We start from the raw sequence: 23,746 nt of genomic DNA on the forward strand, positions 1-23,746 counted from the left end.
CCAACTACGCAAATACCAATAGGGTAAACCTGGGCGTCTGGGATTAACGTGTGGTTGAACACCACCGATCCTGCAAATCAGCGTTACGAAAGTCTTTCGGGGAAAATTCAAAACTTACGCATTTGCCTGACACGCGTCTGGCTTGAGCTGAACGAGGCCGTCGGGGAGTCTGATAGCCGGATCTGCGCCTCTTTCTGCCTGAGATCCTCTGCCTGCGCAGAGGAGGACAGAATGATTGGCCGGATGGGGCGGGCGGTGTCTATGGGGCGCCCTACATCCGCGACCACTTGCCGATCACCAGCCCGATGACGCGCACCAGTTCGGCCGGGCGGCGTTTGGGCGGCACGGCGGCGTTTTCGGAGATGATGTCGACGGTGCGCGGGTTGTCGTCGTGGTTGAGGCGCAGGCGCTTCACCGAGGGGCCGTCGCCCTCGTCGATGACGTAGATCTCGGCGTCCTTGATGTCGCTTACCGTGGTGTCGACGGCGACGACGTCGGACGGGTTGAGGATGGGCTGCATCGACGTGCCGATGACGGGAATGAAGATGACGCGGGCCGGGTTGGTGCCGAGATGGGCGCGCGGCACCACCCATTCGCCGGTGACGAGGTGACCGGACTGGATGCCGCCCGAGCGCAGCGTCAGCACCTGGCCGGAGGAGCCGTCGCCGGCGCCGGCCCGCGCGTCGACCTCGGCCGAGCCGCCGGGCAGGCGGGCCTGCCAGCCCTCGGTCCAGCCGTTGCCGCTGTCCTCGTCGAAGGGAACGTGCTCGGGCGCGTCGGCCTCGCGGAAGCCCCGGTCCTCGCCGCCTTCGGGGGTGACGGTGTAGGGCTCGCTCATGATCTCGTTGAGGCGGACGCCAAGCACCTCGGCCAGCGCGCGCATCTTCTCGACGCCGGGCTCGCGCCCGCGCTTCAGGATATCGCGCACGTAGGTTTCGCCCAGCTCGGCCCTGAGCGACAGCGACTTCATGTTGAAGCCCTTCTGGCGCATCAGAAGATCGAGGCGTGATTTCCATGTCTGTTCCATAGTGGGATTATGCCCATTGTTTACCGTCCCGTCAACGGGTTTATGCCCATTGACACGATGGGATTTTGACCATTACAATTTACGCATGAACCCGATAACCGATCTTCTCCTCCGCATTGAGCGCCATTGCGCGGCGCACGGCATCGCGGAGAGCACCTTTGGCCGTTACGTCGTCAACGACGGCAAGTTCGTGGCGCGCCTCAGGGCCGGCCGGTCGATGACGCTCAAGACCATGGAGCGCGTCGAGGCGGCTCTCGCGCGGGACGCCGACCGGCCCGGCTGAACGGGCCGCATCACATCAGAATTCGACGGCCGACAGGCTCGTCGTGGGGCGGGGGAGGCTGACCTTTCCGGCGATGCCTCCCCCATATTCCGCGCGCCGATCGGCAAGGACAGGACAATGACACCGCGCACACGCCAACCGCCCGCCGACGCCGCGCCGGGCCTCCTCCCCAAGGGGGACTATCAGGCCAAGGTGGTGGAGAGCGCCGTGGTGCCCACCGCGTCGGGCAGCGGCGAGATGCTGAAGCTGGTGTTCGAGGTGATGGCCGGCGACGTCCGAGGTCGCCGGATCGTCGAGCGGCTCAACATCGTCAACGCCCACGCCACCGCGCAGCGCATCGCCCAGGAGATGCTGGCGCGCCTCTGCGCCGCCGCCGGCCTTTCCGGCATCGCCGACAGCGACGAGCTGCACGGCATCCCCGTCGTCATCCGCGTGGACATCCGGCCGGGCAGCGACGGCTATGGCGATCGCAACGTCATCAAGGACTATCGCCCCCTGGTGGTGACAAAGCCGCCGCCGAGGCCCACGGCCACCGGCCGGCGCCCCTGGGATTCCTGACCTTCCCCGGGACTTCCCGACATCCCCATTCCCCCCAACATCGCACGGAGGCGTGACGATGACCGATACCCCGATGCCCGATGACAGGAAGGCCCTTCTGGTTGCCGCCAGGGTGCTGGAAGCTATCCGGCCCTATTGCCTTCTGGAACTCACCACCCGTTTCACCGTGTCGCACGACGGCCATCGCCTCGGCGCCTTCACCATCGACGAGGCGCTGGATCTGGCCGATGCGGCCCTGGCCGAGAGGAAGCAGCCATGACCCATCCGCTGCGCGGCACCTTCGTGGGCAACTCCATCGTCCGCCTCGCCGACGAGGGCGTGCCGATCGGCGCGCTGAGCCGCACCTTCAAGATCCCCTACGACAGCGCCCACGGCATCGTGCGGCAGGCGCTGGAGGATGGGGTGATCGTGGACATGCCGCAGGCCGACTGGCCGGCCGGCTCTCGCTCACGCAAGCCGACGACGAAACCGATCCGCCTCGACGAGCGGCCGGATTTCCTCGCCAGTTGCAAGGCGACCTTCGGCCTCACCCCGGCCGAGAGCCGACTGCTTCAATGCCTGATGCGGGCGCGCGCCTGCACCCGGCCGCACCTCCACGCCGTGGTGGCGCCGGAGGCGGAGCCGAAGATCGTCGACGTGTTCGTCTGCAAGATCCGGGGCAAGCTTCGGAAATACCAGGTGCGGATCGACACCATCTGGGGCCAGGGCTACGCCATGGGCGAGGACAGCAAGCGCCTGGTGCTGGCGCTGATCGGCGAGCGGACGTGATCGGTCTCGCCTCAGGGCCAGCGGATCACCGGGTAGGCGGCGCGCACCTCATCGATGGCGCGCTGGATGGCGAGCCGGCGCGGATAGCTCAGAAGCTCCGGATCGGCCGGCGCGGAGCGGAAGGTCAGGTCCCAGTTGGCCGCGTCGCGGGCGCTGTCGGGCAGCGGGATGAATTCGAAGTTCACGACGCCGATCGGTCCGAAACTGGCCTCCGCCAGGTTCCGGACGAGCTCGATCGCTTGCCGCGGCGTGACGGCCTGAACGTCGTCGGAGACCAGCCGGGTTTGAAAGCTGTCCATCACAAGATTTCCCTTGGTTGGACGAGGAAGCGAACGATGCCGTGGTCGGGGTCTGTTGCCGCGATTCTCACGCCGAGCCTGACGCCCTCGTGGTTGATGTCAATGCGCCCGCGGGCGCCGATCATCAGCGTCAAATCCTCTTCGACGCTGGTCTTGCCTTCGACGATCAGGCTGCCGTCACTGCGGAGCCAGGCGTCGGTCCGGAAAGCGAGTGGTATGGGACAACGCCCGTCGAGTTCGAGGCGGACCCTTCGTTTTGCGGTCGGTCGTACAATCAGAGGTCGTCCTCCTTTCGGCTATGCGTTGGGCGCGATGGTGGGGACAACCATCGAAAAGCCGGCAAAACGCCGGGTTCTCGCTGACCAGTTAATATTGTCTTATTTGTTCCAGAAATGGAAGCACAATTTTTGGTCGAGAATGTGGCGCGACCTCCGGGACGTGCCGACATGAGAGGGCCTGCCTTGCACCACTACGCCACCTGCGGCATCTGCGGCCGGCGGGCCGACGGCGTCGGCTACGCGATCGACGGTCGGATGCCGGCCGTCTGGGTCTGCAACGATTGCGGACCGGAGCGAGCCCGACGGGCGGCGCGCATGCGCGATTTCGACGTCGTCGAACGAAAGGCCTTCGCGCTGGCGGCGCAGCGGGCCGGACAGTTTCTCGACACCATTGGCAAGACCGACTTCGCCTGCCTGACGTGTGAAGAGTACGAGGCTTTTCTCAAAACGTTTCAGACGCATTTCGTCGAGGAGATCCGGCGGCTGGTGGAGCCTGCCTGACCATGGCCCCGCTGACCGCGCCCTTCGCCATTTCCGCCCTGCCGCCGGCCCCGAACCGGGCGCTGGCGCTCGAGCTGGCGCGGGCGGGTTTTTTCGTTTTCCCGGTGCGTGGGGCGGGTCCGGACGCCAAGAAACCCTGCCCGAACGTGCGCTGGGGTGACGACGCCACCACCGACGCCGCGTCGATCGAGGCGTGGTGGCGGCGCTGGCCCGACGCCATGCCGGCCATCCACCTGGGGCGCTCGCATCTCCTGGTGGTCGATCTCGACCGCCACGAGGGCGGCGCCGATGGCCTTGCCGCCTGGGGCGAGGTGAACCGGGGCGTAGCCGCGCCGGCCGTCGACACGCCGAGCGGCGGTCGGCACATCTATTTCCGCCAGCCCGAGGGGCGCGCCCACGGCAACCGCGAGGGGGCGCTCAAGGGGCGCGGCATCAACATTCGCGGTGACGGCGGCTATGTGGTGGCGCCCGGCGCGCTCCGGGCCGACGGGGAGGGCGCCTACCAGCCGGTGGCGGCCGAGGCGATCGTCGCCGCGCCCTTGGCGCCCGATTGGCTCTACGCGCTGATCGATCCCCCCGCCGCCAGGCCGGAGGTCGCCGAGAGGTCGGAGGCCCGCCCGCTCGCCGACGCCCGGCTGGGCCGCTATGCCGAGGCGGCCATCGCGGCGGAGATCGCCGCCCTCAAGGGCGCCGGCAAGGGCGGCCGCAACAACCAGCTCAACCGCAGCGCCTTCGCGCTGGGGCAGATGGTGGGCGCCGGCTGGCTGACCGAAGCGACGGCGACGTCATTGCTCGCAGCGGCGGCGGCCGATTGCGGCCTTGCCGCCGATGATGGCCTGCCGGCCTGCCTTGCCACCATCCGCAGCGGCCTGAAGGATGGTCGCGCCTTGCCGCGCGAAGCGCCGAGGGATACTCGCCCGGAGCCGTCGCGTGCCGGAAAGGGCCCCCGCCGCCTCGTCAAGGAGCGCTCCGGCGCGGTGGTCGACGAGGCGACCGGCGAGGTGGTGCACGAGGCCAAGCGCGCCCGCGCCGCCGTGGAGTTTCCCGACGCACTGACCCACGTGCCCGGCCTCGTCGGCGACATCGTCGACTGGATCTGCGCCACGGCCCGCCGGCCCAACCGGGTGCTGGCGCTGGGGGCGGCGCTGACGCTGGTGGGCACCGCCATGGGCCGCTTCTGGTCCGGGCCGACGCTCAGCTCCACCGTGCTCTACATGCTGGCGCTGGCGCCGTCCGGCGTCGGCAAGGACCACGCGCTGCAGCAGATCAAGCGGCTCTTGTCCGCCGCCAGGATGGCGCGCACCATCGGGCCGGACGAGTTCATCTCCATGCCGGCCGTCATCCATTTCATCGAGCGCGAGCCGCTGTCGCTCTGCCCGATGGACGAGTTCGGCGCCTTCTTGAAGCGCATCAACGCCAAGCGCGCCTCCGGTTTCGAGCGCGGCATCTCCAAGATCATGCGCTCGGTGTGGGGCACCAACTTCGGCCTGATGACCACGCCGGAATGGGCGGCGACGCCGGCTCGGACCATCCGCGCGCCGTCGCTCTCCATCTACGGCGCCTCGACGCCGGAGGATTTCTTCGAGGCGCTGGATGGCGGCGACGTCAGCAACGGCTTCCTCAACCGCTTCACCCTGCTCACCGTGGCAAGCCGCACCGAGGACCGCGAGCCGAAGGAGCCGCCGCTCGTCGTGCCCGAGAAGCTGTCGGAAAGCCTGCGCCGGCTGTTCGGCGGCGGCAATCCGCTGGTGGTCGCCTCGAAGCTGCACGAGACGGACGTGGAGATCGAGCCCTTTGTCATCCCCTGGGGGCCGGGCGCCGAGGCGGTTTACACCGCCTTCCAGCGCGAGATCCTCGCCTGGCAGGACCGCGACGGAGACGCCGAGAACTTCATCGGCCGCGCCGCCGAAATGGCCGTCCGCATGGCCACCATCCGCGCCGGTGGCCGCGACCCGGTGATGCCCCGCATCTCCGAAGACGACATGCAATGGGGCCGCGCCGTCGCCCTCTGGTCCGCCCGCACCCTCTACCGCATGGGCCGCCTCTACATCTCCGAAACGGAGTTCCAGGCGGAGGCGAACAGGGTGCTGCGCATCATCGACAAGGAAGGCGGCGAGATCTCCCAGGAGACCCTGAGGGCGCGCATGAAGAACAGGTTGAAGGCAAGGGACCTGAGGGAAGTGATCGAGACGCTGGAGGATACGGGCGCGATCACAAGGGAGAGCGTGGCGACGGAGGGCGGAGGGCCGAGGAAGACGCTGTATTTCTTGAGGGGGTAGGGAGAGGGGGCTGGTGTTCCGATGTTCGCCATGCTTGACCGAAAATTACAGCCGTCACCAAGCAGGCTGGCCTGAGACCCGCAAGAGCAGTAAATCTAGTATTGCTTTTCTATTAGTGCACGCACCGTTGCGGTTTCGAACCTGTGTGTTGTTGCCGTTTCTCGTTTGATAGACACCAGTCAGCACCAACCGCGCTTCTATAAAAGCGACTTTAGCGTTCTCGCTTAATAGCGACAATGACATGCGGGCCATTAGTGATAGTATCACAGCTTTCTTTGACCGCGTGACTTAAGAAGAGGGGGACACGAATGTCCAACAAGATGCGGGGCACAATCGAGAGCGACAATGCCGAGCTCAAAGCCCTCGCTTCTCGCGTCGGCCTTGCGAGCCTCTTTCCTGTTGAGTCTGAACCGCATCAATTGGCAACGGCCATTCGTGACCTGCCGAGCCTGCCGGACCGGTTTAATGCCGTGCTCTGTGAGCATGGCTGGGTTTACGTCATGTTTGCTTGTGGCCATGAAGCTGCGGAACATGCGCTTACTATGCATCGTGGCGGTGCAGATCAGTCCGATGTTGATGCGTACCTCGCCGAGTCGCTGCTTCGGATAGAGGCAATCAAGTGGCAGGCTCTCAAAGTATTGGGCGGCGGTATGGTGGAACCGGAATTTCCGGTACGTGCTAAAATCGTTGAACGAGTATTCGAAGCATATGAATCGGGTGATTATATAGTATTCGTTCCTCTTGTTCTTATGCTTGTCGATGGGTTCGGTGTGTCGGCTACCGGCACGAAAAGTATGTTCTCGGAGCAGGGCGAGCTTGATGAGCTTTTTCAGTCGTCGGAAAGCGTAGCTGGACATCCGTCGGCGCTGAAAAAACTCTTGGGTTATCTGCGAAGCAGCCAACGGGGCTATTCTGAACAACCACTCACGACGCCGTTTCGAAATGGCATTCTTCACGGCACTCGACTGAACTATGCAAACCGAGTGACTGCCGCAAAAGCTATGAATCTTTTGGCAGCAGTAGTGGAATGGGCGCGCGACATAGCTCCTGAGCCTAAGAATGAAGCCTCTAAAAAGGAATGGAACGCCCGGTTCTTGACCGCCAACCTGTCCAGGCTGAACCCGGAATCGCCCCAGGCGGCGCTCGAACTATTCCAGTCGGCCCTCACCAAACGAAGGGCCTCCGACTTGGTCGCCCTGACGAGCTATCACCCCGTGATTACTTTGCTTTCGGAAAAGATCAAAGAGTGGTGGGAACTGGCTAGCGTCACGATTGTGATCGAACCTCTCAGCCCATGGGAGCTGATTGGAAATAGCTGGGATACTGAGCAGTACGCGCGATGCATGACCCGTCTCTTCGTCACCTCGTTGGACGGCGGGACCAAAGAAAGCGAGCATATGTTGCTGGCTGTGCGTTCGTCAGAACTCGCACATGCTAAACTGCCATCCGTTTGGCGGATTGATCTTGGGCTACTTGGCGCCATCCGTTGCCTTCTTGCCGACAGTTCGTAACGGCGCTGCTCATGAGTGCGAATAGATCCAAAGAAGCCGCGGTTCCACCTAGATACCAATAAAGACGTTATAGGTCGCGATGCCTCGAGCAAGGGTGGGGCTATGTTCTGAGCTTGGGTCAGTTGCTGATCTTGATCTGGCTTGATATCCAATCTGAACTAACCGTTGTTCACCGCTGTGTCCAAACTTCCCTCTTGAGCTGCCTTACGGATAGCGATTAGGCAGCGCGCACCTTTCACGCTAAGGTCGTGCGCAAGCTTTTGGAGGCTTTATGCCCCACGCCAAGCAGACAAAAGACGGGCTGACCAAGTTTCAGCGCTACCGGCAGCAAAAGCAGCGCCGGGGCATGAAGCAGTTGCGGATTTGGGTGCCCGATCCTAACCGGCCGGAGTTCGCTGTCGAGGCTAGGCGGCAGGGACTCATCCTAAGCGGGCGGGCCGAGGAGGCCGAGGCGCTGGGCTTTATCGGCGCTGCGTTTGAGTGGGGGGACGATCAGGCCCAACGCTCTACAGGCCAAGCTCACAGATCCCGATAGGCAATTCGGTCTGCGTCGCTATCCCATTCGTTGAATGTCTCGAATGGAGCTTTGGCACCCGTGTCCGGACCTTTGCGCAGCGTCACCCCGTCGCCCTCGATGCTGTAGGAAATCTCGTCGCCTGCGCGAAGACGCAGGGCTTGTCGGACTGGCAGCGGTATCGTCGTCTGGCCCTTGGCCGTCAGCTTGCTTGTGATCATCGAAACCTCCGACACGGTTTCCACGATTACGCCTGACGGCCCGCCTTTGCGAGCCGTTTGGGTGTTCGGCCTTGCCGACTGACGCCCATTGCGCCGCCTTGCCGGTTTCCCGATCGCCCACAAATGGTCCATAAAGGGGCCTCGCGATCCGTTTGTGGATCATGGCGCAACGCGAGGTCCCCATGCCCTTACCCTTGCAGGCCATCCTCATTTCCGGCACCTCGCATGTCGGCAAGTCGACGCTGGCGGAAAGGCTGGCCGAGCGGCTCGGGTGGGCGGGGTTGTCGACGGATGGGCTGGGGCGGCATCCGGGGCGGCCGTGGCTCAGTGTGCCGGCACCGGTCCTGGAGTTCTACGAGCGGCTGACGCCCGAGACGATCCACTGGTTCCTTGGGGTGCACCACGAGAACATGTGGCGGCAGGTGCGGCCGATGATCGAGGCGGAGCGGGCGGCCGGGCGGCCGTTCGTGCTGGAGGGCGCGGCGCTGAGGCCGGCGTTCATCGCCCCGCTCCTCTCGGACGAGGTGTTCGGCGTGCTGCTGCACGCGCCCGACGCCTTCCTTGTCGAGCGCATGCGGATGGCCGCCGCCTATGACACGCGCGGGCCGGCCGAGCGCGTGCCCATCGATGCCTTCATCGACCGCTCGCTGAGGGAGAACGCCGCCCTTCTCGCCGAGGCGCGGGAGGTGGGGCTGCGGGTGGTCGATGCGTCGGACGAACGGGCGGTGGCGGATCTCTTCGACGAGATCGTGAACCGGGCGACGGTTCTTCCCATCCCCGGCCCGCTGACCCCGCCTCGGTGACGTGGCGGTTTTGACTCAGCATAGGCGCGGTTGGACTCCCATGGACTCCCAAGGGGCTTCTCGTGGGGCTCCCTTGCCGGCCCATCCGTCTCGTCACCTCGGGATGACGGCGGAGCCGAAGGGGATGAGGATTTCCGCCTCCAGGCCGTCGGGCGCGTAGGTCTGCTTCACCTCGCCGTGGTAGATGGCGGTGCGGATCAGCTTGGTGCCGAAGCCGGTGGCGGACGGCGCGACCACCGGCGGCCCGCCGTTTTCCACCCAGGTGATCTGGAGGTAGCCGCTTGCCGTGTCGGCCTGCCAGCCGATCGACACCTTCCCGCCGGGCACCGACAGCGCGCCATACTTGGCGGCGTTGGTCGCCAGCTCGTGCAGCACCAGGCCGAGCGAGGTCAGCGCGCTCGACCCCAGGATGACCGGCCCGTCGGGCGTGACGGTCACCGCCTCGGGGTGCTTGGCGTAGGGCGCCAGCACGCGCTCGATCAGCGCCGCGAGGTCCGTGGCTTCGTCGCCGATGAAGCCCAGCTCCTGCGCCTCCACCAGCGCTTCGAAGCGGCCGAGGAATTCGTCGCGATACTCGGCCGCCGTGCGGCCCTCGGTGGTGGCCTGGCGGGCGATGGACCGCGCCACGCTGAGCAAGTTCTTCATGCGGTGCTTGAGCTCGCCGAACAGCATGTCCTTTTCGGCGTCGTGTTCGGCGCGCTCGGTGATGTCGACGATGGACAGCAGCATGAGGTGGCTGTTGTTGTCGGGGTGGTGCAGCGTTCGCGCCGTCAGCAGCATGGTGCGGGGGCCGAGCTTGGGAAAGTCGTGCTCGACGCGGTAGTCGATCACCGCCGTGCTCCGGGGGATCACCTGCTTGAGCAGATGGCGGAGGTCGGCGATGTCCCACTGGCCGTTGCCGAGCTCGTAGATCGGCTGGCCGATCGTCTCGTAGCGATCGACCTGGAAGACTTCGAAGAAGGCGCGGCTGGCGCTTTGCACGCAAAGTCTTTCGTCCAGAAGCAACATCGGGTCGGCCACGGTGTCGACGATGCCCTGCGCCTGAACATGGCCGGTGCGCAGCAGGCGGTAGAGGTCCTCCATGTTCATGCCGAGCACCTCCTTTGGTGGCCAGGTTGCTGGAGGGATCTCCGAAAAACAGGAAACTGTACTGTTGGTTTTCCCGATATTGGCAAAACGACTGGTGCGAGCGCGACATAATCCCTCGCCATAAAGACGCCTGACCTTGCCGGAGGTTCCATGCGGGTGTCGCATTCTTGCCTCATTTGGCACTTGCGAGAGGCGCGGGCGGGGAGATCAACATCAATCCTGGGTTGCGTCTTGTCGCCGATGGCGGTTCGCCATCTGTGACCGGGCAGGCAACCCTCAAGCGAAGCGCAGCGCAGCGGGCTTTGATTTTCGGCGCTTGGTGCCGCTTCCGGTCTGGATGGCCTGACTGCTTTCCCTGCGGCGACTACACGTGTAGCGTGCTGACGGACGCGATTCGACCTTCCCTCCGACCCGGAGCCGCCCATCATGCAGCTTGGCCGCCACCGCCTTTTCGCCGTCGCCATGATCCTCGCCGCCGTGGGCGTTCCGCTGCCGGCCAGCGCCGGCGATGCCGCCAGTCCCGACGCCACCGGCTGGACCGTCTACGGCGGGGTCGGCGCCAGCAATGCCGGGCTGTTCACGGCGGGCGATGTCGATGGCGCGCTCGCCAATGTCGAGCTGCGGGCGCCGGCGCTTGACGTGCCGTCCTGGCTGGGCTCGCCCCGGCCGACGCTGGGCGTCGACGTCGCCACCGAGCGCGAGGGGATCAGCGACGTCTATGCCGGCCTCACCTTCACCTTCCTCAGGTATGGCGACCTCAGCCTGGAAGGGCAGCTCGGCGGCGCCCTGCACGACGCCAAGCTGAGCGGCGATCCCTCCGGCCGCGAGCTGGGCTGCCGGGCGCTGTTCCACCTCGGCCTCGACGTCGACTGGCGCGTGACGGAAAACTGGTCGGCGCAGCTCTACGCCAGCCACATGTCCAACGCCGACCTTTGCGACGAGAACAACGGCTACGAAAGCGCCGGCTTCCGCCTCGGCTATCATTTCTGATCATCACACCCCGCAGGCACGCGCCGGCAGGCAGCGGGGCGCGGCGGAACAAACGGCCGATTTCCGGGTTGGACCAATTTCATCGGAGGTCCGCCCATGACGCACCGCTTCGCTCGCCTTCTGGCTCTTGTTCCCCTGCTTCTGGCTGCGCCGGCCGGCGCGGGAGGCTTGCCGACGGTGCTGCCGGACAGCGGCGCGATCGCCGACGTCCTCGATGGGCGCGGCGAGGCGAAGGCGCGTCCCCCGGCATCGGCCACCGCCTATCGCACCGCGCCGGAGGCCGGCGCCGAGGCCCGGCGCGCCTATGCCGAGTGGATGTCGCTCATGAGGAGCGCTCCGAACGGCCGTCGCGTCGCCGCCGCCCTCGGCGACCGCGACCCGGTGCGTGGCTGGGCGAAGATCGTTGGCGACGATGGCCTCCACCCCGGAGACATGGCCGACGCGGTGGCCGGCTACTGGCTGCTCAACTGGACCATCGCCAACGGCGCCGACAGCGACCGCGAAGAGGCCGAGGCGGTGCGCCGGCAGGTGCGGCGGATGATCGTCGCCAGCCCCGGCTTCCAGCGGCTCGACGACGCCGCGCGGCAGCGGCTGTCCGAGGCGCTGATGCTGGACTTCCTGGTGCTGCATGCCGCCCACGCCGATGCCCTGGCGCGCGGCGACCGCGCCGCCGCCGATCGGCTCGCCAAGGCGGCGGTGGCCCGCTTCCGCGAGCAACTGGGCGTCGACCTCCGGGCGCTGCGCCTCACCGACGAGGGCTTTGTCCGCAGCTGAAGCCGCGCTCCGGAGCAAGGGAAAACGGCCATGTTCGACGGCTTCACGCTGGAGACGATCAAGCTGCCCGAGGTGAGCCTCAGGGTGCGCCACGGCGGCTCCGGCCCGCCGCTGCTGCTCCTGCACGGCCACCCGAGGACGCACACCACCTGGCACCGGGTGGCGCCGCTGCTCGCCCGCCGCTTCACGGTGGTCTGCCCCGATCTTCGCGGCTTCGGTCAGTCGTCGAAACCGCCCGCCCCGGACGATCACGAGTGGTCGTCGAAACGGGCCAAGGCGCGCGACTGCGTCGACCTGATGCGCCACCTCGGCTATTCCGCCTTCCACCTCGCCGGCCACGATCGCGGCTCATACACCGCCTTTCGCACCGCCATGGACCATCCGGCCCGGGTGATGAAGCTTGCCGCGCTCGATGGCGTGCCGATCCTCAATGCGCTGGAGCGTTGCGACGCGCGCTTCGCCGCCCGCTGGTGGCACTGGTTCTTCTACGCCCAGCACGACAAGCCCGAGCAGGCCATTCTCGCCGACCCCGACGCCTGGTATGGCGGCTCGCCCGAGGCGATGGGCGCCGACAACTACGCCGACTATCGCGCCGCCATCCACGATCCCGCCACCGTCAGGGGCATGCTGGGCGACTATCGCGCCGGCCTCTACGTCGATCCGCTGCACGACCTCGACGACCAGGAGGCCGGCCGCAGGCTGCGCTGTCCGGTTCACGTCGTCTGGTCCAGGAAGGACGACCTCGAAGAGCTCTACGGCGACCTCCTCGCCCTCTGGCAGCCCTGGGTGAAGCTGCCGGTCACAGGCGCCGGCATCGACTGCGGCCACCACATGGCCGAGGAGGCGCCGGAGGCGCTGGCGGTCGAACTGGAGGCCTTCTTCATGCGGGCGCCGGAGTAGGCGGCGGAGCGATCTGGCGCGCGATACAGGCCGATCGCCTTACTCGTCCTGAGGTCCCCGCCTGCGCGGGGATGACAGAATTATATAAACAAATCATATAGATAACCTGTCATCCCCGCGCAGGCGGGGACCTCGGGCAGAACAGAGCTCAAGGGACTTATAAGGCTCCCTATCTCCCATCCTCCCAATCCCTCGTCGCCGCCGCCGCCTCCGGCCTGTCGCAGATCAGGATCAGGCGGTTGTGGTGATCCGAATACTGGGTGAGGATGTTGACGCCCGCCTCCGCCAGCGCCCTCGCGATGACGCCGAGTTGGCCGGGCGTGCCCTGTTTCAGGCGACGGATCAGCGGGCGGTGTATGGCGATCACGGGAATGCCCGCCGCCTCCGCTGCCGCGCGCGCCGCCTCGCCGTCCCGAAACAGGAAATGCGCCACGGCGCGGCCACCTTTGGCGAACACGCCGCCGCCCTCGAAGGACACGCCGGCGCGGCCCATGGCCTCGCCGAGATCGGCCAGGGCGCCGGGGCGGTTGGCGAGATCGAACTCCACGTCAAACATTCTGTTCCCCGCCGATATGAAACACGCGGCTGTCGGCAGGCGCTTCGGCCCGCTCGGTCATGCCGTAGTCGCGCAGCACTTCGGCGACGCGCAGGCGATAGCCCGCGAACACGTGGTCGCGGCCGGCGGCTTGCGCCCGGCGGTGCTCGGGGAGGGCGCGCCATTTGGCGACGGCCGCCTCGTCGCGCCAGAAGGACAGCGACAGCAGCCGGCCCGGCGTCGTCAGGCTCTGGAACCGCTCGATGGAGAGAAAGCCGTCGATCTCCGCGAGTAGCGGTCGCAGCTCGGCCGCCCAATCGAGATATTCGCCCTTGGCGTCCGCCGGCACGTCCACTTCAAAAATCACCGCGATCATCGGCATCTCCTTTCCGCCGTCATAGGTGACTGGCGCTCGACGATGGTTCGGCTATCATCGAACCATGAGAGAAGGTCCCGACATCGCCCGCATCGCCGCCCTGGTGGCCGACCCGGTTCGCAGCTCCATGCTGCTGGCACTGATGGACGGCCGGGCGCTGACCGCCACCGAGCTCGCAAGCCTGTCCGGCGTCACCAAGCAGACGGCGAGCGGCCATCTCGCCAAGCTGGTCGACGGCGAGGTGCTGGCCGTGGAGGCGCAGGGGCGGCACCGCTATTTCCGCCTGGCAGGCGCGCATGTGGCGGCGCTGATCGAGGCGCTGATGGTGTTCTCGTCCGACGCGGCGTCGCCGGTGCGTACCGGGCCGAAGGAGCCGGCGCTCAGGAAGGCGCGCGTCTGCTACGATCATCTGGCCGGCGAAATGGGCGTGGCGCTCTACGACCGGGCGCGCGAGGCCGGCTGGCTGACGGACGATCTCGGCGTGACGGAGGTGGGCTGGTCGCGCTTCTCCGCCATCGGCGTGACGCCGGACAGCCTGCCGCGCAGCAACCGCCCGCCGTGCCGCGCCTGCCTCGACTGGAGCCAGCGGAGGCACCACCTTGCCGGGCTGATCGGCAAGGCGACGCTGGATCGGCTGTTCGCGCTGAGCTGGGCAAGGCGGCTGCCGGCGTCCCGCGTGGTGGCCTTCACGCCGGAGGGCGAGCGGCGGTTCAGGGAGTGGATCGGGTAGGGGAGCCCTATATCGGCGTTGCGCTCCATTCTGCCTGAGGTCCTCCTTGAATTCGCGCGCGAATTCAAGCGGCCTTCGCGCAGGATGACAGAATTATATAAACAAAACATATAGATAACCTGTCATCCCCGCGAAGGCGGGGACCTCAGTCCGGAAAGGGCAATGAGGGCAATATCGCGCTCCGTCCCCCTTACAGCCCGCTCCGCCCGAACCCAACTCGGCGGAATGGTCGCTCACCTCTCCGCCACCATGGCCGGCCGTACCACGCTGTCGGCGAGGAACTTCCGGAAGTCCTCTTCCGAACCGTAGAAGACGTTGCGGTCGGCGTCGCCCTTGACGCCGGCGACACGGCCGGTGGAGGTGTATTGCCAGAAGTGCCAGTGGCGGTCGCCATAAGCCTCCTTCGGCTTGACGGCGGTGGAGCGCACCCACAGCGGATAGCGCTCGAAGGCGCCGACCAGCCGGTCCTGGTAGAAATCGACCGAGGTGTAGATCATCGGCCGCTTGCCGTAGTGGGCCTCCAGCGCGTCGAGGAAGGCCTGCATGTCGGCGTAGATCTCGGTGGCGGGCGGGCGCTTGCGACAAGTGGGCGAGGTGGGCGTCCACTCGATGTCGAGCACGGGCGGCAGGGCATTGGCGTCGCGCGGCACGTTCCGGATGAACCAGGCCGCCTGCTCGATGCCGGGGCGGCAATGGTACCAGAAATGGTAGGCGCCGCGCAGCACGCCGGCCCGCGCCGCGCCGGCAAAGTTCTCGTTGAAGCGCTCGTCCAGCCGGTTGCCGCCCTCGGTGGCCTTGATGTAGGCGAAGCGGATGTCGTCGCGGGCGACGGCGTGCCAGTCCACCGTCTCCTGGAAATAGGAGACGTCGATGCCTTCGATGGTGCTCTTCGAGGGATGGCGGATCTCGAAGGTGTCGCCCCGGAAATGCGGGGTGGCGCGCACCGGGCCATCGTCGAAGTTCAGCGCCGAACAGCCGGCGATCAGCGCCGACAGCGCCAGCACGGCCGAGCGGGGGAAAAACGAGCGGGAGAAGGCCATCGACAAACCCTTGAAAGACGAAACGCGACGGTGGAACCGTCGCGACGCCCAAGCATCCCAGCAGATGGATAAGGATTTGCTAACCACGACGAGGGGGAGGAGCGGGGAAGCCGGAATGGGGCGGCAGACCCTTGTTCGACGCCTTTCCAAGCTCGAACTAAGAGCAACTCCAGCAAAGGTGGGAACCGGTTTTGCGTCCGGAGTTGCGACAAAACAAAGAGATGGAGCACGTTGTCGAACCAAGGTTCGCCAGACGCGCTCTAGTGCCCGAAGAAATGAATATAGCGATCGAAAGCCATGGCTATAATTATCTCAGCTAGAAAGCACTTATAGACAATTCCCATCTGTTTTTCGTATTTTTCTCGATATTTTTGGTTTCTTTCAATCAGCTTGGTCGGCAGGTAGACACCTAGTCCACCCAACACAAATATCTTGGCCTGCTTGTCGTATTGCTCAACGATCGAACTTGCCTTGATGAGAGCGATGATCCCCCAGATCAATGGGCCCACCAAAACGAGCACGAGGAAATATTTGCCCAAGGTTGCCTCCGCCAGCTTTTCGCAGTTTAGGCGAGTTGTGCCGGCTTCGGTAGGAGGTAGTTGGCATCCGAGACAAGTGAACTCCGCGAGGTGCCTCCAGGCGAGATCGTCTACGGCTGAAGCCGGTCACCGCCCATACCTGCGGATTGCCGCGCGGAACAGCGCCCTGTCGGCGCGGGAGTAGTAGAGCCAGGTGTCGTCGCCGCTGACCACCACCGAGGCGGCGAAGGCGATGTCGGTGGCCATGCGGTTCGGCGAGGGCGGCGGGGCGATCAGCGGTTCGATGCAGCGGTCGATCACCTTGCGGTACTCGGCGTCGAAGGCGATCCAGCCGATGCGCCAGCGGGCGTCCTCGGTGGCGCCGTTGTAGAACATCACCGGCTGGTTCTTGTCGGTGGTGAGCAGCGGGCCGGTGGAGAGGTGGAAGTTGTCCCACATGCCGTCGCGCGGCGCGAACGGCTGGCGTTCGTGCTGCCAGGGACCGTCGACGTCGGGGCCCGTCGCCAGACCGATCAGCGAGGCGCCGTTGGCGGCATACTCGTAGAACATCCGCCAGCGGCCGGCCTTGGTGCGGTCGACGGTGGCTTCCTTGACGTTGCCCTCGGACGGGGTCGAGGCCATCGCCACGCCCTTCTTCTTGAGGTGCTCGATGCCGGGACCGGCGGCATAGAGCATCTCGCCATGGCGGCGGTCGGCGGTGACGCCGGTGTAGTAGACGACGTAGCCGCCGTCTGGCAGCTGGACGACCGTCGGGTCCTCGCAGCCGCCGGCATCGTCCGGTCCCGGCCCGGGCGCGATCACCGGCTTGCCGGTGGCGGTGAAGGTCAGACCGTCGTCGCTTTTGGCGTACCAGATGGTGCCGGTGTCGCCCGTCTCGCCCATGCGCGGCACCGCGCGCACCATCATGCGGAAGTCGCGGCCATGCGGCCCTTTCCAGACATAAGGGCTCATCAGGTCGCGCTGGGTGATGGCGTCGGGGCCGTGCACCACGACGGGCTCTATGGTCTCGACGTTGAAATCGACCTCTACCATGTCAGGCTCCCAGCGCCTGTTCGAGCGTCAGTCCGCCGTCGATCGTCAGGATGGCGCCGGTGATGTACTCGGCCTTGTCCGAGCAGAGATAGACGGCCAGCGTCGCCACCTCCTCGGCCTCGCCGGCGCGGCCCCAGGGAATGTGTTCGCGCGCCTCGGCCAGGATCTGCGGATGGACCTCGGCCTCCCGGTTCATCGGCGTCAGGATCATGCCGGGCGCGATGGCGTTGACGCCGATCCGCATCGGGCCGCATTCCACCGCCATGGTGCGGGTGAGGCTGTCGAGCCCGGCCTTGGCCGCGCAATAGTCGGCGCCGCCATAGCGGACCGCGACCGAGTGGATCGAGCTGATGTTGACGATCCGCCCCGGACGTCTCGTCTCGCGCAGGCCGCGCACGAAGGCGCGCGAGGTGAGGAAGGCGCCGGTAAGGTCGGTGCGGATCAGCCTTTCCCACTGGGCGAGGTCCATGTCGGCGACGGTCACGCCGCTCATGTTGAGCCCGGCGCTGTTGATCAGGATGTCGGGCAGGCCCAGCTCGGCGGTCACCGCCGCGAAGGCCTGCTCCACCAGCGCCTCGTCGCCGACGTCGGCGTGGACGGTCATCGCCTTGCCGCTCTTGTCGACGATGCCGTCGCGAACGATGCCCGCAGCGGCGGCATCGGCGTAGAATGTGATCGCGACCGCGGCGCCTTCGGCCGCCAATGCCTTTGCCGTGGCCGCACCGATGCCGGATTCGCCTCCGGTGACGAGCGCGACGCGGCCATCAAGCAATCCCATCGGAACCTCCGGCTTCAAGATAGAAGCGCAGATGACCGGTGTTTGGTTCCGGCCACCGAGGGATTGGATCGAGAATGGCTCCGTCCGGCCCGGAAACCCGGGCTCGGCGGACGCGCGCTAGAGTTTTTCCGGCGAACTCGGGTTCGTCGGGAAAAACTCCAACTCTTTGTCAAGACGCAGTTCCGGGCGCAAGACCGGTTTCCACTCTTGCTGGACCTAAACCGAGTAGCGGCTCGGCAAGACGCCCTTCGCCTCCCGGAAGACCTTGCTGAAATGGCTGAGATTGTCGAAGCCGACGGCGTAGGCGGCTTCGGTCACGCTCGATCCGGCGGCGAGCATCGCCGCCGCCGCGTCCAGCCGGGTTGCGCGCAGATAGGCGTGAACCGAGGTTCCGATGGCCAGGCGGAAGCCCTCCTTGAGGCGGCGTTCGTTGAGGCCGACTTCCCTTGACAGCCTGGCGATCGTCCAGTCGGCGCTGTAGTGGCGCTCGATCAGGTCGATGGCGGCATTGAGCCGCTTCATTTCCTCGCCGGTCAGCGGCTTGAGCGGCGCTCCCCCGGTCTGGCGCGTCACGGCGTCGAGGCCGATGCTGACCGCCTCGATGGCCTTGCTGTAGAGGTAGGCGCGGCGCGCCGGGTCGTCGCCGCGGCGGCAGTGCAGGATGCCGGTCACGATGGCGAGCAGCTCGGGCGGCGCCGTGAAGCCGATCATGAACACGTCCTGTTCGGGCACGCTGTGCTCGGTGATGACCGCGCCCCCGAGGCGGGCGAGGGAAATGCCGCCGAGCTTTTCGAGCAGCGGCTTCTCCAGGCGGATGTCCAGAAAGCTGAGCCGCCGCCCGGCGTCGATCCGGTTGACGCCGCGGGTGACCCTGTCGCAGGCGAAGAAGATCGCCATGCCCGGCTGGATGCGCAAGGGCTTGGCGCCGTCGATGGCCATCGTGCCGGCGCCGTCGAGGAAGATCGACAGCGAGAAGGTGGCCGGCCCCTCCATCTCCGACACAAGATCCTCCGCCGGCAGCGCGTCGATCGCATAGATCGTCACGTCGTCGCCGGGCTGTTCCACCCGCGTCGCCTGTCGCCAGCCGAGCTGGTCGATCTCGGTATCGACCGACGCTTTCCAACTCGTCCGGCCCTCCGCCTCCCGGTGAATGGCCGTGCCGTTTGTCGAGGTCAGCATGGAGTTCATCGGTCCCACCGCTCCGAGGTCTTTAGTCCGGTTTCCGTCAATTCCCGTCCGGAAACCGTTAGCCCCGCCGTTCTTAAACTGGAATATAGAGACCAAGTTTAATCGGCTGGTTCTGGGGGTTCAATATGGTGCGCGGCAGAAAAATGGCTTTGCTGGCCTCGGCTTGTCTTGTGGTGATCGCAGGCTCGCCGTCCCGCGCCGAGCCCGTCGTCGACGAAACGGCCCTGGAGCCGATCACCGTCACGGCCTCCAAGCGCGAACAGGACGTCGCCAAGCTCGACGCCGCCGTGACCGTGGTGAGCGGCGAGGATCTGGCCAGGCGGGGCGTGCGCACGGTCGAGGATCTTCAGAAGGTGTTTCCCGGCGTCAGCATCGGCAACCGGGGCAACCGCGTCTATTCCAACGTGACGGTGCGCGGCATTTCCTCGCCGGACTATTTCAACCCGACCGTCCAGGTCTATGTCGACGGTGTTCCGCAGGTGCCGTCCACCTTCTCGCAAATGCTGGCGGACGTGGAGCGCGTCGAGCTGTTGCGCGGCCCGCAGGGCACGCTCTACGGCGCCAACGCCTATGGCGGCGTGATCAACATCGTCACCAAGAAGAAAACGGCCAACCGCTTCTACGTGGAGACCAACCTGTCGCTCGATGAGCCGTCGGTCGAGATCGGGGGAACGGCGGTTCTCGCGCCGGACGCGCTCTTTCTCGACTATGCCGGCCGCTTCCAGCACTTCTCCGGCGACATCGACGATGCGTCGACCGGAAAGGACGATATCAACACGTCCAACGACGGCTATGGCAGGGCCACACTTCGTTACGCGCCGGTGGGCGGCCCCTTCGACGCAGCGATCAGCTATTCGAAGGAAAAGCTGCTGTCGCACGAAGAGCTTTACTCCTATCAGGCCGATGTCGACGATCGCATCTATCGTAGCGGCGTCTATGGCGAGATCCCCGATCTCAGGCGCGACGTCACGACCCTTTCCGGCCAGATGAACTATCGCTTCGGCGATTTCACGCTGTCCAGCATCACCGGCTACCAGAAGAGCGAGGTGGAGCGCGACTTCTCCGCCGGGGCCGGCAGCCGGTACCACTGGCCGCACGATGACGAGATGATCTCGCAGGAGTTGCGCCTGAGCTATGAAGGCGACCAGTTCAGCGGCGTGACGGGGCTGTGGCTCAGCCATGACGACTTCATGGGCTGGAAGAGCGCGATCGCGCCCTATTACGGAGCGGCGACCAACAACGTCGTGTCCGACAGCGTGGCGGCGTTCGGCGAACTGACCTGGCATGCAACCGAGGCGCTCGACCTGACGGGCGGCCTGCGCGCCACTTACGACCGCTCGACCATCGACGCCTTCCGCGCCGACGCCTACAGCACGGGCATGGGCTTCGACTTCGACCGCAAGGCCGACTTCAACAGCCTGCAGCCGAAGTTCGCCGTCGGATATCAGCTCCTGCCGGAGATGCGCCTGTTCGGCATCGTCTCGCGCGGCTACAAGCCGGGCGGCTTCAATCGCAGCATCTCGTCGTCGATCGACGCCGCCTCTTACGATCCGGAATCGAACTGGAACTTCGAGGCGGGCGTCAAGTCGACGCTGCTCGACGGCACTGTCGATCTCTCGGCCAGCCTTTATCACATCCGCTCGACCGACAAGCAGATCTACGTCGGCGCGATCGGCCAGCAGTTCATCCGAAACGCCGGTGAGGCGACCAGTACCGGCATCGAGCTGGAGGCCAGCTGGCACGCCACCGATCGACTGACGCTGACCGGCAACGCAGCCTTCGGCCGCTCCGAGTTCACCGACTTCACCGACCCCTATACCGGTGTCAGCTACGACGGGAACCGGATTCCCTATGCGCCGGACGCGACCGCCCATCTGAATGTCGCCTATGTGCTGACCGACGATCTGCTTGGCGGCAGCCTGACGGCCAATGGCGCCGCCAACATAGCCTCGAAGACCTGGTTCGACGAGGCGAACACCACGGGACAGTCGGCTTATGCGACATTTGATGCCAGCCTCGACTTCGTGCGCGACGATGGCTTCTCGGCCCGGCTCTACGTCAACAACATAGCCGACAAGTCCTACAAGACCTCGGGTTACGTGAGCGGCGCCTCCGAACTGGGCACGCTGGGCCAGGGGCGCACCATCGGTCTCACGCTGCGCAAGGAATTCTGATCCGTGAGGCGGCAGAAATCCTCGTGGTCGCTGCCGGGGCTGTTCGTGGCGGCGGGTGGCATCTACACGGCACAGAGCCTTGTCGGAGGACTGACCTTTCTCGGCCTTCCCGCCGTGCTGCGCGCCGAGAACGTGGCTCTCGACCGGATCGGCCTCGTCTCCCTGGCCATGCTGGTGTGGGCGTTGAAGTTTCTGTGGGCGGCGCCGGTGGAAGCGTTTCGGGTCGCGGCCGACGGCAGGCGCCGCTCCCGCATGGTCATCCTGGCGGGGGAAACCGTCGTCGTGCTGGCGCTGGCGGCTTTCGGCATGGTGGGCAGCGGCGGCTTTTCGCTGCTTCTCGCCCTGCTGGTCCTCATGGCGGTCGCTTCGGCCACGGCCGACATCGCCTGCGATGCCTTCCTGATCGAGCAGTTCTCCCAAGAAAAGCGGGGACTTGCCAATGTCGCCCAGGTGGGAGGCGGCTATCTTGGTCTGATCTTCGGCGGCGGGCTGTTCGTTGCGGCGAGCGCTGCCATCGGCTGGATGGCAGCGTCCTTGCTGTTGGCAGGGCTTGTCGTCGTCCTCAGCATTCCGATGGCCCTGGTCCGGGAGGGTGGGACGACGCGGCGCGCACCCTCGCAGGCCCCGGCCTTGCTGACGGCGCTGCTGCGGCGCGAGGTCAGGATCGGTATCGTCATGACCATCCTGTTCGAAGCGGGAGGGCGTCTGGCGCAGGCGCTTGCCGGTCCGTTCCTGATCGACGCCGGTCTGTCGCTGACCAGCCTGGGGCTCATCAATGGCGTGGGCGGCGTCGGGGCGGGCCTGCTGGGCACGGCCTTCGGCGGCCTGCTGGCGCATCGGTTCGGGGCGAGGACGGCCATGTTCCGCGTCGCCTGCCTGCACGCCGTTTCGCTTGGCGCGCTGACCGTCGTCCTGTTCGCCTCCGACAGGCTGTGGCTGCTGGCCGGGCTGTTCGTGCTCGAAAGCGGCATGATGGCCGCCGGCTTCGTCGTCAGCTATGCCCGCCTGATGGCCTTTGCCTCTTCGTCGCAGCCCGGTGTCGACTTCACGCTGTTTCAGTGCGCCAGCGCCGTTGCCGCCGCGCTGTGCGGCCTGGGCGGGGCCATGCTCGCGTCGCGCTTCGGCTACGGCCCGGTGTTCGGCATCGCCTTGGCTGGCGCTGCCTGCGTTCCCTTGCTGCTCCTCCGCCTGGAGGCTCGTCTCGATAAAGGAGTTCCCGCATGACCAGGCCGCTTGCCGTCATCGTTGGCGCCGGTGTCGCCGGCCTCGCCGCGGCCTGGTGGCTCGACAGGGCGGGGTGGCGCTCGCTGGTCGTCGAGCGCGCGCCGGAGCTGCGGGAGAACGGCTACATGCTGGGCCTGTCCGGTCTCGGTTTCGAGACGGCCCGACGGATGGGGCTCGTCGAGCGGCTCGAGGCCGCCTCCTTCCGGATCGACGAGAACGTCTACCGCGACAGCAGCGGTCGCGAGTTGCTGCGGCTGCGCTACCGCGATTTCATTCGCGACCTTCCCTACGTCGCCATCCGCAGGACCGACCTGGTTCGCACGCTGGCCGAAAACCTGCCGGACAGCGCCGAGATCCGTTTCGGCGAGACGGTTGCGGGCTTCGAGGACAAGGGCGACCGGGTCGAGGTGGCGCTGGCCGGCGGCGAGCGGGTGGAGGCCGCATTACTGATTGGCGCCGACGGCTTTCGCTCCGCCACCCGGCAGGTGCTGTTCGGCCCCGATCGCGACTGCCTTCAGCCGCTCGGCTACTACTTCTCGGTCTACGACGTCGATGCGCCCAAGGCGTTCACGACCGATTTCGTCTCCTATGCCGAGCCGGGGCACCTTGCCGAGTATTACGCGCTCCACGACGGGCGCCTCGCCGCCATGCATGTCTGGCGCGACCGGCGACCGGGGCTCGAACGCGCGCCGGACAAGCTCGCCCTGCTGAGAGAGGTCAGCGCCCGCAGCCATCGACAGGTGCGCGACCTGCTCGATCACGCAGAGCGGGCCGGCGAAACCCCGGTCGTCGACAGCCTGACCATGATCGACCTGCCGAACTGGTCGAAGGGCAGGGTGCTGCTTCTGGGCGATGCCGCCCACTGTCTGACGCTGGTTTCGGGGCAGGGCGCCGGCATGGCCCTCGCCTCCGCCGAAATGCTGGAGCGGGCCTTGACCGAGACCGGCGATCTTCTTCCGGCCCTTGCCCGCCATGAGGCACGCTTGCGGCCCATCATCGGACGGCTTCAGACGCGGAGCCGCAAGATGGCGCGCGTCTTCATTCCCCAGACGGCTTTCGCTTTCCGCATGCGCAACTTCATCATGCGGCACATGCCAAGATCCTTGCTATCCCGCTACTTCAGCGGTGCCATTCGGTCGGAGATAGAGTTGGCCAAGCAGTGATGCGTCGGGACTGTCCGCATGGGCGGCGCTTGTCGGCTCGATCCGGAGCCTGTTTTCGCGCAACTCCGGACACAAGACCGATGCCCGCTTTTGCCGGATCTGTTCTGGTTCCGCCATTTGCGCCGGAGTTCCCCTCGACAGGCCGATCGAGAGGCTTGAGCTCAAGGCCGTC

Annotated in this window: 27 protein-coding genes; 16 read left to right on the forward strand and 11 right to left on the reverse strand. The window is 66.1% G+C overall.

Annotation, left to right across the window (positions count from 1 at the left end):
* Positions 1-271: 271 nt before the first annotated feature.
* Positions 272-1,027 (reverse strand): S24 family peptidase, encoded by a 756-nt coding sequence (locus M4J39_RS18695; protein ID WP_251730002.1) that lies wholly within the window; start codon positions 1,025-1,027, stop codon positions 272-274.
* 85 nt (positions 1,028-1,112) lie between these two features.
* On the opposite strand from M4J39_RS18695, the gene M4J39_RS18700 reads away from it, so the two are divergent.
* The 4 genes from M4J39_RS18700 to M4J39_RS18715 all read left to right on the forward strand — a co-directional run bounded on the left by M4J39_RS18700 (position 1,113) and on the right by M4J39_RS18715 (position 2,636).
* Entirely contained in the window at positions 1,113-1,310 is a 198-nt protein-coding gene (locus M4J39_RS18700; RefSeq protein WP_251730003.1) for a hypothetical protein, read from the forward strand.
* Positions 1,311-1,427: 117 nt separating this feature from the next.
* A complete protein-coding gene (locus tag M4J39_RS18705) occupies positions 1,428-1,868 on the forward strand; it encodes a DUF669 domain-containing protein (RefSeq protein ID WP_251730004.1) in 441 nt (146 codons plus the stop codon).
* Between the two features lie 58 nt (positions 1,869-1,926).
* The gene (locus tag M4J39_RS18710; RefSeq protein ID WP_251730005.1) at positions 1,927-2,127 is read left to right on the forward strand and encodes a hypothetical protein; all 201 of its coding nucleotides are present in this window, start codon (positions 1,927-1,929) and stop codon (positions 2,125-2,127) included.
* The gene (locus M4J39_RS18715) at positions 2,124-2,636 is read left to right on the forward strand and encodes a helix-turn-helix domain-containing protein (protein WP_251730006.1); all 513 of its coding nucleotides are present in this window, start codon (positions 2,124-2,126) and stop codon (positions 2,634-2,636) included. The genes M4J39_RS18710 and M4J39_RS18715 overlap by 4 nt, the downstream gene beginning before the upstream one ends.
* Positions 2,637-2,647: 11 nt before the next feature.
* Here the strand turns inward: M4J39_RS18715 and M4J39_RS18720 are convergent, their stop codons facing one another.
* Positions 2,648-2,935 (reverse strand): hypothetical protein, encoded by a 288-nt coding sequence (locus M4J39_RS18720; RefSeq protein ID WP_251730007.1) that lies wholly within the window; start codon positions 2,933-2,935, stop codon positions 2,648-2,650.
* 446 nt (positions 2,936-3,381) lie between these two features.
* Between M4J39_RS18720 and M4J39_RS18725 the strand changes: the two genes are divergently transcribed.
* From M4J39_RS18725 to M4J39_RS18740, 4 genes are all read left to right on the forward strand, one after another.
* Positions 3,382-3,714, forward strand: coding sequence for a DUF6511 domain-containing protein (locus M4J39_RS18725; protein WP_251730008.1), 333 nt, complete (start codon positions 3,382-3,384; stop codon positions 3,712-3,714).
* 2 nt (positions 3,715-3,716) lie between these two features.
* Positions 3,717-5,993 (forward strand): bifunctional DNA primase/polymerase, encoded by a 2,277-nt coding sequence (locus tag M4J39_RS18730; RefSeq protein WP_251730009.1) that lies wholly within the window; start codon positions 3,717-3,719, stop codon positions 5,991-5,993.
* Between the two features lie 308 nt (positions 5,994-6,301).
* Positions 6,302-7,504: a hypothetical protein gene (locus M4J39_RS18735; RefSeq protein ID WP_251730010.1), complete on the forward strand. Its 1,203-nt coding sequence runs from the start codon at positions 6,302-6,304 to the stop codon at positions 7,502-7,504.
* A 271-nt stretch (positions 7,505-7,775) separates the two neighbouring features.
* The gene (locus M4J39_RS18740; protein WP_256469810.1) at positions 7,776-8,039 is read left to right on the forward strand and encodes an antitoxin MazE-like protein; all 264 of its coding nucleotides are present in this window, start codon (positions 7,776-7,778) and stop codon (positions 8,037-8,039) included.
* Here the strand turns inward: M4J39_RS18740 and M4J39_RS22985 are convergent.
* Positions 8,024-8,239: a type II toxin-antitoxin system PrlF family antitoxin gene (locus M4J39_RS22985; RefSeq protein WP_305884130.1), complete on the reverse strand. Its 216-nt coding sequence runs from the start codon at positions 8,237-8,239 to the stop codon at positions 8,024-8,026. The genes M4J39_RS18740 and M4J39_RS22985 overlap by 16 nt on opposite strands.
* 182 nt (positions 8,240-8,421) lie before the next feature.
* Here M4J39_RS22985 and M4J39_RS18750 point away from each other — a divergent pair, with 182 nt between their 5' ends.
* Positions 8,422-9,042 (forward strand): AAA family ATPase, encoded by a 621-nt coding sequence (locus tag M4J39_RS18750; protein ID WP_251730011.1) that lies wholly within the window; start codon positions 8,422-8,424, stop codon positions 9,040-9,042.
* Between the two features lie 93 nt (positions 9,043-9,135).
* On the opposite strand, the gene M4J39_RS18755 is transcribed toward M4J39_RS18750, so the two are convergent.
* Complete coding sequence (locus M4J39_RS18755) at positions 9,136-10,131, reverse strand: HWE histidine kinase domain-containing protein (protein ID WP_251730012.1); 996 nt, start codon at positions 10,129-10,131, stop codon at positions 9,136-9,138.
* 426 nt (positions 10,132-10,557) lie between these two features.
* Between M4J39_RS18755 and M4J39_RS18760 the strand changes: the two genes are divergently transcribed.
* From M4J39_RS18760 to M4J39_RS18770, 3 genes are all read left to right on the forward strand, one after another.
* On the forward strand, positions 10,558-11,121 hold the full coding sequence (locus M4J39_RS18760; RefSeq protein WP_251730013.1) for an acyloxyacyl hydrolase: 564 nt from the start codon (positions 10,558-10,560) through the stop codon (positions 11,119-11,121).
* Positions 11,122-11,217: 96 nt separating this feature from the next.
* Positions 11,218-11,895 carry a DUF6683 family protein gene (locus M4J39_RS18765; RefSeq protein WP_251730014.1) on the forward strand — a complete coding sequence of 226 codons (678 nt, stop codon included), beginning with the start codon at positions 11,218-11,220 and terminating at the stop codon, positions 11,893-11,895.
* Positions 11,896-11,925: 30 nt separating this feature from the next.
* On the forward strand, positions 11,926-12,795 hold the full coding sequence (locus tag M4J39_RS18770; protein WP_251730015.1) for an alpha/beta fold hydrolase: 870 nt from the start codon (positions 11,926-11,928) through the stop codon (positions 12,793-12,795).
* Between the two features lie 169 nt (positions 12,796-12,964).
* Here M4J39_RS18770 and M4J39_RS18775 read toward each other — a convergent pair whose 3' ends face one another.
* Together M4J39_RS18775 and M4J39_RS18780 are read right to left on the reverse strand one after the other, a co-directional pair.
* Positions 12,965-13,351: an amino acid-binding ACT domain-containing protein gene (locus M4J39_RS18775; RefSeq protein ID WP_251730016.1), complete on the reverse strand. Its 387-nt coding sequence runs from the start codon at positions 13,349-13,351 to the stop codon at positions 12,965-12,967.
* Positions 13,344-13,706 (reverse strand): antibiotic biosynthesis monooxygenase, encoded by a 363-nt coding sequence (locus M4J39_RS18780; protein WP_251730017.1) that lies wholly within the window; start codon positions 13,704-13,706, stop codon positions 13,344-13,346. The genes M4J39_RS18775 and M4J39_RS18780 overlap by 8 nt, the downstream gene beginning before the upstream one ends.
* Positions 13,707-13,770: 64 nt before the next feature.
* On the opposite strand from M4J39_RS18780, the gene M4J39_RS18785 reads away from it, so the two are divergent.
* On the forward strand, positions 13,771-14,436 hold the full coding sequence (locus tag M4J39_RS18785; protein WP_251730018.1) for a helix-turn-helix transcriptional regulator: 666 nt from the start codon (positions 13,771-13,773) through the stop codon (positions 14,434-14,436).
* Positions 14,437-14,669: 233 nt separating this feature from the next.
* On the opposite strand, the gene M4J39_RS18790 is transcribed toward M4J39_RS18785, so the two are convergent.
* The 5 genes from M4J39_RS18790 to M4J39_RS18810 all read right to left on the reverse strand — a co-directional run bounded on the left by M4J39_RS18790 (position 14,670) and on the right by M4J39_RS18810 (position 19,004).
* Positions 14,670-15,476, reverse strand: a complete 807-nt coding sequence (locus tag M4J39_RS18790; RefSeq protein WP_251730019.1) for a glycoside hydrolase family 25 protein — start codon at positions 15,474-15,476, stop codon at positions 14,670-14,672.
* Between the two features lie 260 nt (positions 15,477-15,736).
* Positions 15,737-16,015: a hypothetical protein gene (locus M4J39_RS18795; protein ID WP_251730020.1), complete on the reverse strand. Its 279-nt coding sequence runs from the start codon at positions 16,013-16,015 to the stop codon at positions 15,737-15,739.
* A 126-nt stretch (positions 16,016-16,141) separates the two neighbouring features.
* Complete coding sequence (locus M4J39_RS18800) at positions 16,142-17,047, reverse strand: hypothetical protein (RefSeq protein ID WP_251730021.1); 906 nt, start codon at positions 17,045-17,047, stop codon at positions 16,142-16,144.
* A 1-nt stretch (position 17,048) separates the two neighbouring features.
* Complete coding sequence (locus M4J39_RS18805) at positions 17,049-17,825, reverse strand: SDR family NAD(P)-dependent oxidoreductase (protein ID WP_251730022.1); 777 nt, start codon at positions 17,823-17,825, stop codon at positions 17,049-17,051.
* 216 nt (positions 17,826-18,041) lie between these two features.
* Positions 18,042-19,004, reverse strand: coding sequence for an AraC family transcriptional regulator (locus tag M4J39_RS18810; protein WP_251730023.1), 963 nt, complete (start codon positions 19,002-19,004; stop codon positions 18,042-18,044).
* 152 nt (positions 19,005-19,156) lie between these two features.
* On the opposite strand from M4J39_RS18810, the gene M4J39_RS18815 reads away from it, so the two are divergent.
* Genes M4J39_RS18815 through M4J39_RS18825 form a run of 3 tightly spaced genes read left to right on the forward strand, consistent with a single transcriptional unit; the run spans position 19,157 to position 23,574 of the window.
* Entirely contained in the window at positions 19,157-21,187 is a 2,031-nt protein-coding gene (locus tag M4J39_RS18815) for a TonB-dependent receptor (RefSeq protein ID WP_251730024.1), read from the forward strand.
* A 3-nt stretch (positions 21,188-21,190) separates the two neighbouring features.
* Positions 21,191-22,411 carry an MFS transporter gene (locus M4J39_RS18820; protein WP_251730025.1) on the forward strand — a complete coding sequence of 407 codons (1,221 nt, stop codon included), beginning with the start codon at positions 21,191-21,193 and terminating at the stop codon, positions 22,409-22,411.
* Positions 22,408-23,574: an FAD-dependent monooxygenase gene (locus M4J39_RS18825; protein WP_251730026.1), complete on the forward strand. Its 1,167-nt coding sequence runs from the start codon at positions 22,408-22,410 to the stop codon at positions 23,572-23,574. The genes M4J39_RS18820 and M4J39_RS18825 overlap by 4 nt, the downstream gene beginning before the upstream one ends.
* Positions 23,575-23,746: the final 172 nt, after the last annotated feature.

The organism is Pleomorphomonas sp. NRK KF1, assembly GCF_023721755.1.
Taxonomy (GTDB): Bacteria; Pseudomonadota; Alphaproteobacteria; order Rhizobiales; family Pleomorphomonadaceae; genus Pleomorphomonas.